The organism is Piscibacillus sp. B03, from assembly GCF_052246295.1.
GTDB lineage: Bacteria > Bacillota > Bacilli > Bacillales > Alkalibacillaceae > Piscibacillus.
The window spans coordinates 93300-108523 of the sequence record NZ_JBQQCO010000003.1 but is presented as its reverse complement, the minus strand read 5'-3'; the positions used below and the strand labels follow the sequence as shown (position 1 = coordinate 108523).

Below are 15224 nucleotides of genomic sequence, written 5' to 3'. Positions count from 1 at the left end.
TGAGTTTTCCTAATGTAATGAGTTGGACACATTCCTATATGATAAATATCTAAAATAGGAAACAAACATTCATGATAATAAAATAAATTAACCATTTTTATTGGACGCTTTTATTCTTTTTTCTTATCAATCATCTCATTGTAGAACATTTTAAGCTATAGCTAATATTGCATGTGATTTTTTACTGATTTTACATTGTAATCCGGTTATTCATATTGCACTGAGACTCCTAACGGGAAGATTAGTTGAGGAAATTATTATTAAAAATGGGAAATCCCAATTCTTCTTTTATTTCACTCAAGTTTTCACTTGAATAAGAAATGAAAAAAGGTTATTCTATATTCAAACAAATACTTGAATGAGGTGATGATTTGAATAAGAAAGATACTTGTGAAATTTTTTGTTATGACGAGGAAAAAGTTAATCGAATACAGGGTGATTTACGAGCAGTAGATATTTCAGGTGTTTCTCAAATGTTAAAAGCAATTGCCGACGAAAATAGAGCAAAAATCACCTATGCTTTATGTCGAGATGATGAACTATGTGTTTGTGATATAGCGAATATCTTAGGAGTTACGGTTGCTAATGCTTCTCATCATTTACGAACACTTTATAAGCAAAGGATTGTCAAATATCGAAAGGAAGGAAAGCTCTCCTTTTATTCGTTAAACGATGAACATATCAAACAAATTATGATGATTGCATTAACACACAAGAAAGAGGTGGAGGTAAATGTCTGAACAAGCCGATCGATCCGAATTGGAAATGACTTCCTACCGAGTACAAGGCTTTTCATGTGCGAATTGTGCAGGGAAATTCGAAAGAAATGTTAAGAAACTACCCAATGTTCAAGACGCAAAAGTTAATTTCGGCGCATCTAAAATATCTGTGTATGGTGATGCAACTGTTGAAGAATTAGAGAAAGCAGGAGCTTTTGAAAACCTTAAAGTAATGCCTGAAAAACCAAAACGGCAATCACCAATTGTTGTTCATCAGGATAAAAACGTGTACCGGGTTGAAGGATTTTCGTGTGCTAATTGTGCGGGCAAATTCGAAAAGAATGTAAAAAACTTATCAGGGGTTCAGGATGCAAAAGTAAATTTTGGAGCGTCTAAAATCGAGGTATATGGCGATACAACCATTGAAGAATTAGAAAAAGCTGGTGCTTTTGAAAATCTTAAAGTGACTCAAGATAAACCATTAAGAGAAGAGAAACAAGAGGTTAAAGAAGAAAAAGAGCCATTTTATAAAAAACACAGCACGTTATTATATGCTTCTTTATTAATCGTTTTTGGTTATATTTCTCAGTTTGTTAATGGAGAAGAAAATATTATTACTTCCCTATTGTTTGCAGCAGCGATAGTAATTGGCGGATATTCACTCTTTAAAGTCGGGTTTCAAAACTTGCTACATTTTGAATTTGACATGAAAACTCTTATGACAGTGGCTATTATTGGAGCAGCTATTATTGGCGAATGGGCAGAAGGTGCAATTGTTGTTATTCTCTTTGCAATTAGTGAATCTCTAGAAAGATTCTCTATGGATCGAGCAAGACAATCGATTCGATCTTTAATGGATATTGCTCCTAAAGAGGCGCTTGTTAGAAGAAATGGACAAGAAATGATGATCCATGTTGATGATATTGCTGTTGGCGATATTATGATTGTGAAACCCGGTCAAAAGCTTGCTATGGATGGTGTAGTAGTAAATGGTTACTCTGCTGTTAATCAAGCGGCTATTACAGGCGAGTCAGTCCCTGTCGAGAAAACAGTGGATGATGAAGTTTTTGCAGGAACATTAAACGAAGAGGGAATGCTTGAGGTTAAAGTAACAAAGCTTGTTGAAGATACAACAATCTCCAAAATTATTCACCTTGTCGAAGAGGCTCAAGGGGAACGTGCGCCATCTCAAGCGTTTGTAGATAAATTTGCAAAATATTATACACCTATTATTATGATTATCGCAGGACTGGTTGCTGTTGTGCCACCATTATTATTTGGTGGGAGCTGGGGAACATGGGTTTACCAAGGGCTAGCTGTTCTTGTCGTTGGTTGTCCTTGTGCATTAGTTATTTCAACCCCAATTTCTATTGTTTCAGCCATTGGAAATGCAGCTAAAAAAGGTGTGCTTATCAAAGGCGGAATTTATCTGGAAGAAATGGGCGCCTTAAAAGCGATTGCCTTTGACAAAACGGGTACATTAACAAAAGGAATTCCAGTTGTAACAGATTTTAAAGTGATAAACAATCAGGGAAATGCAAAAGAAATGTTATCTATCATTACTGCATTAGAATATCGCTCTCAGCACCCTCTCGCTTCAGCCATTATGAAAAAAGCAGAAGAGGAGAACATTCCTTATGATGTAATTGTGGATGATTTCTCTTCTATCACAGGAAAAGGAATTAAGGGTACTATTAACGGCACGACTTACTACATTGGAAATCCGAAATTATTTGAGAATCTATCAGTTGATTTTAATAACGAACAAGATCAACTTGTTAAGTCCCTTCAAAATCAGGGTAAAACTGTAATGGTGGTTGGAACCGAAAAAGAAATGCTTGCTGTCATTGCAGTAGCTGATGAAGTACGTGAATCAAGCAAGGAAATTATTCAAAAGTTACATCAACTTGGAATCAAAAAAACCATCATGCTTACAGGTGACAACAAAGGTACAGCCAATGCAATTGGAGGTCATGTTGGGGTAACGGATATTCAAGCAGAACTATTGCCACAAGACAAATTAGAATTTATTAAACAATTGAGATCTAAATATGGCAACGTAGCGATGGTTGGAGATGGTGTCAATGATGCCCCTGCGTTAGCTGCCTCTACTGTTGGAATTGCAATGGGTGGAGCTGGAACAGATACTGCCCTTGAAACAGCAGATGTAGCTTTAATGGGGGACGATTTAAGAAAACTTCCATTTTCTGTGAAACTAAGCCGAAAAGCACTTACTATAATTAAGCAAAATATTACCTTTGCACTAGCTATTAAATTTATTGCCTTATTACTGGTTGTCCCCGGTTGGTTAACACTTTGGATTGCCATACTTTCAGATATGGGAGCAACTCTTTTGGTAGCATTAAATGGTTTAAGGCTAATGCGAGTGAAAGAGAGATAAATATAAACATATATTTGCAATCTAAGGGCTTTTCTTTCCATTGAGAAGCCCTATCCCAAAAAGGAGCTGAAAAAATGATTACAACGATACTAACAGCAGCTGCTGTTTATGTAGCAACAGGAATTGATTATCTTGTTATTTTGATTCTCTTGTTTTCGCAAATTAAAAAAGGACAGGAAAAACATATTTGGATAGGTAAGTATATTGGAACGATACTTGTTATAGGAGCAAGTCTTGTAGTTGCTCTAGGAGTTGTTAACCTAATTCCCCAACAATGGGTTATAGGAATACTTGGACTTTTACCACTTTACTTAGGTATAAAAATATGGATTAAAGGAGAAGAGGATGAAGATGAAGGCAAAATTTTGTCCATATTTTCTTCAGGTAGGTTTAATCAGTTATGGGTGTCAGTCACTTTTATCGTATTGGCTTCCAGTGCGGATGACTTTTCCATTTATGTACCGTATTTCACAACGTTAAATGCGACTGAACTCGTTGTTACGATTATCGTCATTTTAATTATGATTGGTGTTTTACTCTATGCCGGCTATCGTTTAGCCCATTTGAACTTTGTAGCGGAAAAAATTGAGAAGTATCAACGTTGGATCGTTCCCATTGTTTTTATAGCACTAGGAATCTATATCATGTTTGAAAACGGCACATTCAACGCTCTATTCTCTTTCCTGTTTTAACGGGTGGTTTAGCTTAACTGGGAATGACAAATTTATAATAAATGGGTTAGTCTCTGAACTGACCCATTTATTTTGTAAACAAAAGTACCATAACAATAAGCAGTAAAATTTTAAAATAGTTTTATGCGATATGTAACAAAACCGTTTATTGCTTTGCTGCTCTTTATATTCTATTTTTAATAGGGAAGCCCCTTATACAATTCTATTCCCATCAGGATTTTTAATAAGTCATACCTTAACTTTATCCTGATTATATGGAATGACATTTCCTTTTTTATTTCGTAATTTCCTAAGTTCTAACTCCATTTCATTTATTTTTTTAACAAGCTCGGCACGTTCCAAGTTTAAAAGTTCATTTTTATTGGCAAGTCGATTAACCTCATCTTGCAAATCTTCATTATGTACTTTCAAATTATTAAATTCTATTTGGTCTATAATGGACTTATCAAGAAAAGCCTCAAGTTCTGCCATTCGTTCCTGTGTCTTCCCTTGTTTGCTTTTTGGTAGTATGTCTTGCTTTTCAATCACATCAATACGTTTCTCAATATATAAACGCAATGTATTCGGCTTGTTGTAAATGGTACTTTTAGAAATATTTGTTGCATTACATATCCCTCGAATATTGAAGTTTATGGACTTAATTTCTTCAAGAGCTTTTTTGATCCGTTCCTCGGTTTCAAGAAAGTATTGTTCAATCGTAATAAACTGTTCTTGGGTACTTTCCTTATAACGATTTAAACCACCTAAATTGAATTGTTCTAAACGTTCCTGAGTGGCATCTATAATGTTTTCTCGTTCCATTTCTGCACTTCCTTTTCAATATCACTGATGTTTCCGATAATCTCCGTAAGTTTGGGGTATTTGTTATGAACTCCTTCAAAACCAATGTCACAAATTTCATCTTTAAGCAACATTAACTCTGGATTTAACTTTCGCTCAATATATTTTCTAATACCTTTTAATTCTCTTTCAAATTCGTTACGATATTTTTGGTTTTTCTTGTACAATTTTTCATTGTATGCAATGATACTCGTCTTTTCGCGGAATCGTTTTACCGAATATGGTAAATCATCTAATGAATGAATCTGAACACCAAGATAATAGGCATCATTAATACTTGATATATATTCATTTCGTTCGCAGAGTTTGTTGAAGGACTTCGCACATATACCCAATTCCATGTCTGCAATCGGGTGATCAGTTCTTGAAAGTCTATCTATAATTTCATTTATATCTGTGAAAATGTTAAATTTATTCTTTTTCAGAAACCTATTAATCTGGTTATAAATCTCCTGATACTGTACAGATTGTAGTTCTTCTCTTATATATTTATCAGAGGCTTCATTTGCATCTGATATAAGTGTTGAACCGTCCTTCGATGACCTCTTCTGCAACGTCTCGATGGCATTTACCTCTAATTTTTCGATTTCTTTAAGGCGAATATAATGTTTGGTCATTTCTTCGGTTAAATGGTTCATATGTTGGCGAATGAAATCTAGATGATAACCTTTATTGTATAAAATCGAAGCTAGTACGACCCGATATTGATGGAAGGTAACATAGTAAATATCTCTATCCATTTCATCATCTGGAATAAATTTTGCAGATTTGAAATTTCTCTTTCTTGTCACGGCAAACTGGCTTATTTCGTGGTCCATAATTTTATCGAGCTGTAAATCATTTTGATGTCGATAAAAGAACTCCACTAGGCGATATCGTAATAAGGTTTTTGATACTTCTGTTCCACTTTCCTTAACAAATAAGTAATCTGACTTTCTTCTCTCTCTAAATATCTCGGTAAGTGTTTTATAAGCAATTAGGGCGTTTTCTGTAATAAAACTTCTAGTCCACTTAAAATCTTTTTCTTTCACTGTTTTAAAAGTCTTAAAGTTGAGATAATAAAAGACTTCGGATTCACCTTTAATACTTATTTTCTCCAAGCTATCTACTTCCAAAATTCTAAATTCGCCAATCCGCATTCCAGTTTCAGCTAATAAAACAATCATACAAGCAGCTGCGCGTTGGGTAAGACGTAAATTCTCATTACGTAAATCCCGAATGGCTAAAGAGATTATTCTGTTGTGTATATCTATTGGAATAAATTTATGTTTTCCTTTTTCTCTCTCAACTTTAACTTTCTTGCTATTAATTTTATTAAGATATTTATAACACTCCGAAAAATTAACACCTAATACTCTAAGTTCAATCTCCGACAAAAACATTTTAATAGCCTGCTTTTTGTCTGTTAGAGAACGTTCGGTTTTGGTGTCGGCTAAAAAATTTTTAAGGAGGCTGGGACAAAAGAAAAGTAGCTTATCAGAAAACGAACATTGAGTGCTATTAGCCTTGTCAAAATGCTGAGACACCTGCAGGAACAGCACGAGCTGAAAATCCCACCAAACGAACAAGAGTGAGTTTTGTGAAGTTGAAGCCGTGCCTGCGGTAAGCGAAGCATTTTGACATGGCAAAAAAATGAAGACGAATATTAGGAGTCACAAGCACCCTAATATTCGTCTTTCTCTAGGTTAAAAATTGTTTTGTCCCAGCCTCAAACATGCTAAGTCAAACTTACTACAGGCTCCGGACGTGGGCTGTTATCGTCACAATACCATCAGCTTTCTATTTAGTCATGTTATCACTATAAATGTGCATAGCATCTTTCATGAACTCGGCTAAGCCGTTGCCATATTGATCAATGTTTTGGGTGAATCGTTCGTCGCTAACATACATATCACCTAATCCTTTAAACATTTCGGGTGGGCATTCATAAAAGTTGTCGTTAATTAACGAATGCCATTCACCGATGACTTTTTGTACGTCTTCATCATCCGCTGGGTGATCCATCAAGTTAGCTAATCGAGTATAAATACTGTTCGACTGTTCTTGTATGGATTGCCAATCTTGTTCGGTGTACTGTGAAGCTCGTTGTTGAGATTGTTTATAGGCATCCGTATGACCGTATTTATCTTTTGTTTCTTTAGCATATTTTTGTTGATGAGCATTAATCTCAACCATGCTAAAGCTTTCAAACATCTTTTTCTTACTCATTTCTTTACCCTCCTTCATTGAATAAATCGTTTCGTCAATCGTATTAATTAGCTTCTCGAGGCGATGCTTTCTCTTCTCTAATAATGTTTTGTGGTTGAGTAAGGCTTCAGTTTGATCGAACGTTTCATCAGACAGAAATTCTTTGATTTCTTGTAGAGAAAAATCAAGTTCCTTAAAGAATAAAATTTGCTGTAGTTGTTGAAGGTTCTCATCGTTATATAATCGGTACCCATTTTCTTTAACATTAGACGGTTTTAATAATCCTATTTTGTCATAGTGGTGAAGTGTGCGCACACTAACTCCCGACAGTTCAGATACTTCCTTAACTTGATACATCTCATCACCTCAATTTTACTTTAAGCTATGACGTAACGTTAGGGTCAACAGAAATTTGGAAAAATGAAAGTCAACTCCATATCGTTTATAATATATCATAGGGAGGGGATGACATGATTAACACATCTTTTGAAAAGATTGTGAATGTCGCAAAAATAGGTACATATGAAAAAGTTGACTTGAATGAAGTTGTTTCGTTAGCACTAAATGAAGATATTAAGCCTTCACATGAAGACCAACAAAAAGTACTTTACTTAGGAATTGATATTCAAAATGATTTCATGGAAGAAGGGGCTTTAGGTGTACCTGGAGCTCACAAAGATGTAGAACGAACGACTAAATTTTTATATAACAACTTAGATAAAATTACAAACATCGCTGTTTCATTAGATACACATGAGTTAAATCAAATTTTCCATCCATCATGGTGGGTAGATTCTGAAGGTAAGCACCCCGAGCCACTTACGATTATAACTTCTGAAGACTTGAAAGATGAAAAATGGATTCCGGTTAAAGAGAAGAAAGCTAGTATAGACTATGTACGTAAATTAGAAGAAAAAGGTCAAAAAAATCTATGCATCTGGCCATATCATTGTATTATGGGAACACCTGGAGCTGCTTTAGAGAGTCAATTCTCTAGAATGGTTCATTTTCACTCCATTGCTCGACAAACGAAGGTGACTAAAGTAGTTAAAGGTCAAGACCCGTTAAGTGAAATGTACGGAATTATTAAACCCGAGTATAGTCGAGAAAATCAAACAAACGAAGATCTATTAAAGTATGTAAGACAGTTTGATAAAGTCATTATAGCAGGTGAAGCAGAATCTCATTGCGTGTATGAATCAGTTCGACAAATTGTAGAACATTTCTCTGATGATATAAAATGGTTGAAGAACATCTATGTTTTATCAGATGGGATGAGTTGCATTCCGGGATTTGAGGAAGAAAACGAAAAAGCTTGGAAAGCATTAATAGACCACTATGGGATACAACTTGTCGAATCTACAGATATAAATTTGTAGTTTTGTGAAAATATTTCCCGGGTAATGTCGAGGAGAGGTGAAATTATGAAAACCATTGGTGTAATTGGAGGTATGAGTTGGGAATCATCAGCAACTTATTACCGGTTAATCAACGAAAAAGTAAATCAAGAATTAGGTGGACTGCATTCTGCTCAAATTATTATGTATAGTGTGGATTTTGCTCCAATTGAAGAGAATCAGACTAAAGGTGAATGGTGGAAAGCGGGCGACTCCCTATGGTATGCTGCGAGATCTTTAGAGCTTGCAGGAGCAGATTTTATCATATTGGCGACTAATACGATGCACAAAGTCGTAGAGATTATTGAAGAACGTATTACAATTCCTATACTGCATATTGCAGATGCGACAGCGGAAGCTATATTAGATAAAGGGCTTAAAAAAGTAGGTTTGATCGGAACCAAATATACGATGGAACAACCTTTTTATAAAGAACGTATTGAAGAGTATGGGTTAGAAGTGAATGTTCCAAAAGAAGAGCAGCAGGACAAAATAAATGACATTATTTTCAATGAGCTTGTACATGGGGAATTAAAAGGAGAATCTAAAGCTTATTATTTAAATGTCATTCAAGAGTTGGTTAATCAAGGAGCAGAAGGTATAATTCTTGGATGTACTGAAATTGGGTTATTGATTAACGAACACGATGTTGATGTTCCAGTCTTTGACACAACGATTATGCACGCCAATAAAGCTGTAAAAGTTGCGCTTGAGGAAGAATAGGAGATAAAGGGAATATGAGAAAGTATTTTGTGTTGTTATTGTTATTATTGTTAATGGCTTGTAGTGCAACAGAAAGCAAAAAAGGTCTTGCAACAATTGAGCCGCTTGAAGAATTTGATACTAAGCAAGCAGCTGAACGATTGAGTTTAGGGCCGATTTTTGAATTTGATATCACATACCATGATTCAGAAAACACAAAAATGGATTTGTGGATAGAAGTTTTTGAGTATGGTACCGAAGTGAGCGGTGAACAAGGTCAAATACGTTCAATAGATGAGAATATTAATGTGGATTCAGAGTCAATTGGTTGGACAATCATAGACCCTGCTGATGAAAAATTAGACTTAAGACTTTATAGTTATAGTGAGGACAGTCGTGGAACTTATACTTCAAAAATGGATACATTATTAGAACAAGGCTTTCCAACCTCACATGGTTATCTAATTGAAGGCTCAACGGAACTTGAAGCAGGGGAAGAATACACAATCGCTACTTTTTATCAAAGCGATTCTGAAAGTGCCATAGAGGATTTTGACTCCTTAGATGAGTTAAGAAATAATAATAGAGTAGCATTTTTAATGAAAATTAAAGTAGACGAAAAATAGGTGGTGGAGACTGGCTCCACCACCTATTTTTTTACTATATAAAATGAATACATTCAAGGATTTTACATATTTTTGTCGAAATAAAGTTTGGAGGAGGTTACAAATATGGAAAAGGTCATCTATTTAGTTAGACATTGTCAAGCAACTGGACAAGCTCCTAATTGTGAGTTAACAAACAAAGGGAAAGATCAATCTCAGCAACTAGCTGATTTCTTTGAAAATATAGCTGTAGAACAAATAATCACAAGCCCATACACAAGGGCTGTCCATTCAATTTTACCAACTGCTGAATCTAAAAATTTGGATATCTATGTCCATGAAGATTTAAAAGAGCGGATACTAAGCGGTCAAACGCTAGATAACTTTATGGAGCCCTTGGAACAGTCCTTTAAAGACTTACATTTTAAATTGCCAGGTGGGGAATCTAGTTTCGAAGCGATGCAGCGCTTTTTACCTATAATTGAAGCTATTAAACTTGGAAGAGTTAAATCAACAATCATTGTGACGCACGGTAACTTGATGATATTGATGTTAAACCATTTTGATCGTCAATATGGTTTTGAAGAGTGGAAAAGCCTAAAAAATCCGGATGTATATAAAATTACGTTAGGTAAAGATAGTAAGATTGAGAGAGTTTGGGAGTGAGTAGTGACCTATGTCAAAGAGAAAAACAATGAAACCTTATCAGATTGGAATCGTCGTTGTGATGGCCATAGTATTCATCCTATATACACAATTTACAACAGAACCTACTGAGAAAACGTTGACTCTTGAATCGGAGCAGGAAGAAGAGGAAGAGTCACTAGAAGCCAACCCAGAGGATTTTGTTGAAGAAGAAGAACAGTATAAACCTAATTATATGGAAGTATACTCAAAGGAAGAGTTAATAGAAAGGTTTTCGAGTTCTATTCCGGGGTTAGAGAAAGCTTTTGAGCTAGGATTAGTACAAGATGTTGAAGAAAGTTTTGTTTTTGACCAAGACGAGAATGAATTTATGATTGAATCTATTTGGTATAACTCTATGGGGATTAATATTATATATAGTACTGAATACCGTGAAGATGAAGAGGGTTATCATGCCTCCTTTCGCCATGATGAAAGTGGAGCAATTAATAAACGAGGGGCAGGATTCTTTATATTTGAGGATAAGCTGTATTCACTTGTTCAAATAGAGCCGCTTAAAAACAATCAAGGTGACATACTAACTCAAGTTGATGACAACTATACATATGATATTGCATTAATGAATCAATCTGGTGACCACAATTTATTAGGTAAAGATCTTCCGTTAGTTTTTGAGAAAGAAAAAGAAGACAAATATGCGTTTGATGTACCTTTAGATGAGGTTTTATATGAGGAAGAGGATTTGAAATTGTCTCTAAGTAAGGTGAAGCGACGTATACATGGTAATTATTTATTATTAGATTATGAATCTAATAATAGTAGATTATTTGCTGTAGAGGGTGAAATTAATACCCGTAGTAGCACCGTGATGTTTAATGATTATATTCAAGACCCGTTTGAAATAGAAATGTATAATACGGAGGATTATGTGGGAGAGGTGGATTTTAGACTAAGTAAAGTAATTTTAATAAGTGATGATGAATTTACTTTTACTCTCAACACAGAGGAATTCATAGGTAAAGATAACAAAGTTGTCGACGAAAAAATTGCTACGGTTAATAGTGTAGATTATATACTTTCCACAGTAATGAACAGACAAAGTGATTATATAGTTGAGCTAAGGGTTAAACCACAAATGAGTGGCCTTCAAGCAGATCATATTCTAAGTCAATTTGCTAAACGTGGTGAGGAGTTTAATAACGTAATGTCAGTAGTCGACCAAGATGGCAATGATTTCACGAGTGAAATAGGTATTGTTGGGAGTGGAATTTCTATTCCTAAGAAGCTTTTTGAGGAAGCAGAAGAATTGGAAATTACCATATCAGATTTGACTTATCCAAAATCAATTACAGAGAGAACAACATTTGAGGTTGACTTGTCACTAGATGAGTAAGGGGGAGAAGGTTGAAGGAGAAGACTATAAATAAACGTATTACCTTACAGGTTATGATCGGGGCTCTATTGCTTGTTGGGTTTGTAATTATCATTCAAGTGACGACTAATCCAGATTCCAAAGGGGTGGTTGAAGATATTGATGAAGAACCTCTTGAGGAAGTAGAAGAAGAGAAGGAACTAATTGATAACCCGGATGATTTAGATATTGACTTGGATTTGACTGAGTATGATGAAGATATGAGCTTGGAAGAATTAGAATCATACTTGGATACTTATCAATACAAAATTGAACTATTGAATGAAAGACAAGAACGATTAGAAGAACATTTTTACTTCAAATTACACAGTTACATGATGAATGAACAAGAAGATTTAAGAGAGTTAGTTATGAAAAAGAGAGATGCTGCTTATGAATGGACAGTTTTTGAGACAGAAGAGCAGTTAAACGAGTACTTTTACGAAGAAGTCCCTGGGTTGAAACGAGCTGAAGAGGTTGGAGTTGTTGATGAAATTAAACAAACGTTTGTTCAAGAACATAATAATTTGAATGATGCTCGAATAGATCGCATTTGGTATAACACAGAAGGATTTTATCTGTTTTATAGTTTTAAAGTGGGTGACGTTCCAGAAGGTCGTTTGCATAGTTCACTTCACCTTTCACATAACGAGTATACGCTTAGAGACAATTGGATGACTAGAGAACCTGTTTATCACGATGGACGCATCTATCAAGCGATAAGGTATTTACCTCTAGATCATGATGAATCAGAAATAGATGACGTCAATGGAGAATTTGTGTTCGATGTCGAGATAGGATTTGATAACAATCGACTTCAACTAATTGATCAAACCATTCCATTGAATGAATATAAAGAACAACATGCACAATATGAATTCGAAATTCCTATCAATAAGACAATAGATACGAACGAACTCAATTTAACTATTGAGAAGTTAGAACATCAACTGGGTGGAAATACCCTTTTTATTCAAGCCGAGAATCACAATTTGTATGGGGTTGAAACAGATATAAACGATGAAAATGTTTACCATTTTAAAGATAAAATAGATGGTTATGACGTAAAGTTACCAATAAGAGCTACAGATGAGTTTCCAGATCCATTAGATATTACGATTAAAAAAATTCACTATGTTAAAGATGACAAACTAGCGTTCAATGTTGATACATCAGAGGTTAAGTATCAAGAGAAGTTGGAAGTTGATCAATCGATTGGTGAGATTTCAGGCAATGAATTCTTTATCGACCATCTTGATTTTACTAAAGAAGGCTTATACGTATATCTTAGAGTAGAGAACGATGGTGCCTCTTCTAAGTTTAATACGCCTGTTAATGTATCACTACCGTACTTTGGGGGTCAAATTTCTGATTTCAATCACTTTACGATTAAAGATTTAGAGGGAGAAGAAGTTAACTACCGTCACTTAAAAACGAGTGTGGACCGTGATAGAAATTTATTCGGTGTCACCGTACCTGGAAATGGTGATACGTTTACGATAGAGTTATCCAATCTCTTGATGAGCACGACCATAGATGAAAACTTCTCAGTTGAAATTGAACCATCTTAAACAAACAAGGTCTATGAATGCAGGTATTCATAGACCCATAATATATTTATGTAGTTAAGCACTTAATCAAATCATTAACATTATCTTCAACTATTACATTTTCCTTGTAATGTGGATCAGCAAACCCTTCAGTAATCATGTGGTCGAATAGATTTACTAACGGTGTATAGTAACCATTCGTGTTAAGTAACGCACATGGCTTTTGGTGATATCCGATTTGTGCCCAGGTGAACACTTCAAACCACTCTTCTAAAGTTCCAACACCACCTGGAAGTGCGATAAATGCATCAGATAGCTTAGCCATCATCGCTTTACGTTCGTGCATGTCCTTTACAACATGGAGTTGATTGAGCCCCTCATGAGCAATTTCAATCATTTTTAAACGTTTAGGAATGACACCTGTTACAGTTCCACCGTTCTCTATAACACCTTCTGCAACTGCCCCCATGAGCCCAACAACAGCACCACCATAGACGAGTTCAATATTGTGTTTAGCTAATTGCTCACCCAGTTTTTTAGCTTCTTGCATATATAATTTATTGGTTCCTTCTCTTGAACCACAAAAGACAGCAACACGTTTCATGTTCTTCTCTCCTAACTGTCAATTTGATAGTAATACTTATTCTAACTTAAATGCTTATATGTAAGTTTTCAAGTTGTAATTTTTAAATCTAAACAAACGTTTGATTGAATTTTGTTTAAGCAGGGAACAAAAGGATAATCTCGAAGTTTAACGATACAGAAGGGAGTTTTTAAAATGAGTAAATGGAAAGGTGCAGCTGCAGTTTGTGTTAATGAAAAACAAGAATTGTTAATGATTTATCAAGGTTTACCCCATGAGGTTAAAATGTGGTCCGTACCCTCTGGCGGTGTTGAAGAGGGAGAAACATTTGAAGATTGCTGTGTGCGGGAAGTTTATGAAGAGACAGGATACCATGTAAACGTGGTAGATGAATTATTTGTTAAAGAGTCTGATCTAGCAGTGGTTAAGTATTTCCGTGTTAAGGTAACTGGGGGAGAAAAAACGTTGCATGATCCAGACGGGTTAGTGCAAAAGGTTGAATGGCGTGATGTAGAGTTGGTTCCGGATGAGGATTTTCAGTATAAAGAGGATATCGAGTTTTTACGAAATTATGCTAAGGAGATCGTGACATGATTAGAGAAGCAACTATAGAAGATGTGCAAGGTCTTGCGGATTTGATGGGTGAGTTAGGTTATCCAACGAGTGATAAGAAAATGAAGCAACGTTTTTCTAAGATTAATAAACACCCAGATTACCATACCTTAGTTTACGAGGTCGAAGGTAAACTTGTGGGTATGTCAGGTATGATCCGTGCGTTTCGTTATGAGGATGATGATTCTTATGTGCGTATTGTTTCAATGGTCGTTAAGGAGTCAGTGCGTGGAAAAGGGTTCGGCCGAGAATTGTTAAAAGCATCAGAAAATTGGGCAAAGAATCAAGGTTGTCAAATGGTGACATTAAATAGTGGAAATCGGAACGAACGTAAGGAAGCTCATGATTTTTATAAACGAAATGGCTTCATTGGTTCAGCTACTGGTTTTTATAAGAAATTATAAAATATTAAACGCCTCGCAGTATTTGTGAGGCGTTTAATCGTTACTTGTTCACTTTGGAAAACTCTAGTAATTCGATTTATGTTTCCGTTAGGGTCTGTGAGTGTTGTGAAGCGACCTGGTGGGCAAGGTTTAGGGTCATGTAAGAAAGTAATTCCATTAGCTTTCAATTTAGATATGTCTTGATCGATGTTATCTGATTGTAAAGCGAGTACAACGTTATTAGAAGTATCTAAATCTGAATGTTCTTCAAGTATAACGGGTGTGTTCGGGTGTGTTTGGATGTTTAAGACTCGCTATGGTATCTCCGTAGTACTGATCCACTTCAAACCCTAGCAACTCCGTATAGAAATGAATTGATGTCTTAATGTTCTTGACACGAATGGTGATAACACAAACCTGATTTAACATATATAATCCCCTTTAAAAAGTTTATTAATGTTTATATTCTCTACTAAGTTCACTTTTCCTTTTTATTC

17 protein-coding genes are annotated in these 15224 nt (G+C 35.3%); 11 read left to right on the top strand and 6 right to left on the bottom strand.

All coding sequences use genetic code 11. The annotated features are described in order from the left end of the window. The first annotated feature begins 371 nt into the window (after window positions 1-371). The 3 genes from ACTWQB_RS03485 (at window position 372) to ACTWQB_RS03475 (ending at window position 3812) form a co-directional block, all read left to right on the top strand. A complete protein-coding gene (locus tag ACTWQB_RS03485) occupies window positions 372-740 on the top strand; it encodes an ArsR/SmtB family transcription factor (RefSeq protein WP_443137794.1) in 369 nt (122 codons plus the stop codon). After that, on the top strand, window positions 733-3120 hold the full coding sequence (locus ACTWQB_RS03480) for a heavy metal translocating P-type ATPase (protein WP_443137793.1): 2388 nt from the start codon (window positions 733-735) through the stop codon (window positions 3118-3120). Before ACTWQB_RS03485 ends, ACTWQB_RS03480 begins: the two co-directional genes overlap by 8 nt. Window positions 3121-3194: 74 nt before the next feature. Then, window positions 3195-3812, top strand: coding sequence for a CadD family cadmium resistance transporter (locus ACTWQB_RS03475; protein ID WP_443137792.1), 618 nt, complete (start codon window positions 3195-3197; stop codon window positions 3810-3812). Window positions 3813-4040: 228 nt separating this feature from the next. Here ACTWQB_RS03475 and ACTWQB_RS03470 read toward each other — a convergent pair whose 3' ends face one another. The 3 genes from ACTWQB_RS03470 to ACTWQB_RS03460 form a co-directional block, all read right to left on the bottom strand. Next, window positions 4041-4613, bottom strand: a complete 573-nt coding sequence (locus ACTWQB_RS03470) for a hypothetical protein (protein ID WP_443137791.1) — start codon at window positions 4611-4613, stop codon at window positions 4041-4043. Further along, a complete protein-coding gene (locus ACTWQB_RS03465) occupies window positions 4592-6280 on the bottom strand; it encodes a tyrosine-type recombinase/integrase (RefSeq protein ID WP_443137790.1) in 1689 nt (562 codons plus the stop codon). The genes ACTWQB_RS03470 and ACTWQB_RS03465 overlap by 22 nt, the downstream gene beginning before the upstream one ends. 151 nt (window positions 6281-6431) lie before the next feature. After that, on the bottom strand, window positions 6432-7196 hold the full coding sequence (locus ACTWQB_RS03460; protein ID WP_443137789.1) for a MerR family transcriptional regulator: 765 nt from the start codon (window positions 7194-7196) through the stop codon (window positions 6432-6434). A 113-nt stretch (window positions 7197-7309) separates the two neighbouring features. Here ACTWQB_RS03460 and ACTWQB_RS03455 point away from each other — a divergent pair, with 113 nt between their 5' ends. The 6 genes from ACTWQB_RS03455 (at window position 7310) to ACTWQB_RS03430 (ending at window position 13170) form a co-directional block, all read left to right on the top strand. After that, window positions 7310-8218, top strand: coding sequence for a hypothetical protein (locus ACTWQB_RS03455; RefSeq protein WP_443137788.1), 909 nt, complete (start codon window positions 7310-7312; stop codon window positions 8216-8218). 45 nt (window positions 8219-8263) lie between these two features. After that, the gene (locus tag ACTWQB_RS03450) at window positions 8264-8959 is read left to right on the top strand and encodes an aspartate/glutamate racemase family protein (RefSeq protein ID WP_443137787.1); all 696 of its coding nucleotides are present in this window, start codon (window positions 8264-8266) and stop codon (window positions 8957-8959) included. A 14-nt stretch (window positions 8960-8973) separates the two neighbouring features. Then, a complete protein-coding gene (locus ACTWQB_RS03445; protein ID WP_443137786.1) occupies window positions 8974-9564 on the top strand; it encodes a hypothetical protein in 591 nt (196 codons plus the stop codon). Between the two features lie 105 nt (window positions 9565-9669). After that, on the top strand, window positions 9670-10209 hold the full coding sequence (locus tag ACTWQB_RS03440; RefSeq protein WP_443137785.1) for a histidine phosphatase family protein: 540 nt from the start codon (window positions 9670-9672) through the stop codon (window positions 10207-10209). Window positions 10210-10219: 10 nt separating this feature from the next. Further along, window positions 10220-11581: a hypothetical protein gene (locus tag ACTWQB_RS03435; protein ID WP_443137784.1), complete on the top strand. Its 1362-nt coding sequence runs from the start codon at window positions 10220-10222 to the stop codon at window positions 11579-11581. Window positions 11582-11592: 11 nt separating this feature from the next. Next, window positions 11593-13170, top strand: coding sequence for a hypothetical protein (locus tag ACTWQB_RS03430; RefSeq protein WP_443137783.1), 1578 nt, complete (start codon window positions 11593-11595; stop codon window positions 13168-13170). Window positions 13171-13216: 46 nt separating this feature from the next. Here the strand turns inward: ACTWQB_RS03430 and ACTWQB_RS03425 are convergent, their stop codons facing one another. Then, window positions 13217-13753, bottom strand: coding sequence for a TIGR00730 family Rossman fold protein (locus tag ACTWQB_RS03425; protein ID WP_443137782.1), 537 nt, complete (start codon window positions 13751-13753; stop codon window positions 13217-13219). Window positions 13754-13927: 174 nt separating this feature from the next. Here ACTWQB_RS03425 and ACTWQB_RS03420 point away from each other — a divergent pair, with 174 nt between their 5' ends. Then, window positions 13928-14326 (top strand): NUDIX hydrolase, encoded by a 399-nt coding sequence (locus ACTWQB_RS03420; protein WP_443137781.1) that lies wholly within the window; start codon window positions 13928-13930, stop codon window positions 14324-14326. Continuing rightward, window positions 14323-14748 carry a GNAT family N-acetyltransferase gene (locus ACTWQB_RS03415; protein ID WP_443137780.1) on the top strand — a complete coding sequence of 142 codons (426 nt, stop codon included), beginning with the start codon at window positions 14323-14325 and terminating at the stop codon, window positions 14746-14748. The genes ACTWQB_RS03420 and ACTWQB_RS03415 overlap by 4 nt, the downstream gene beginning before the upstream one ends. Here ACTWQB_RS03415 and ACTWQB_RS03410 read toward each other — a convergent pair. Beyond that, window positions 14733-15002, bottom strand: a complete 270-nt coding sequence (locus ACTWQB_RS03410) for a VOC family protein (RefSeq protein ID WP_443137873.1) — start codon at window positions 15000-15002, stop codon at window positions 14733-14735. The genes ACTWQB_RS03415 and ACTWQB_RS03410 overlap by 16 nt on opposite strands. After that, window positions 14995-15156 (bottom strand): VOC family protein, encoded by a 162-nt coding sequence (locus ACTWQB_RS03405; RefSeq protein ID WP_443137779.1) that lies wholly within the window; start codon window positions 15154-15156, stop codon window positions 14995-14997. Before ACTWQB_RS03405 ends, ACTWQB_RS03410 begins: the two co-directional genes overlap by 8 nt. Between the last annotated feature and the right edge of the window lie 68 nt (window positions 15157-15224).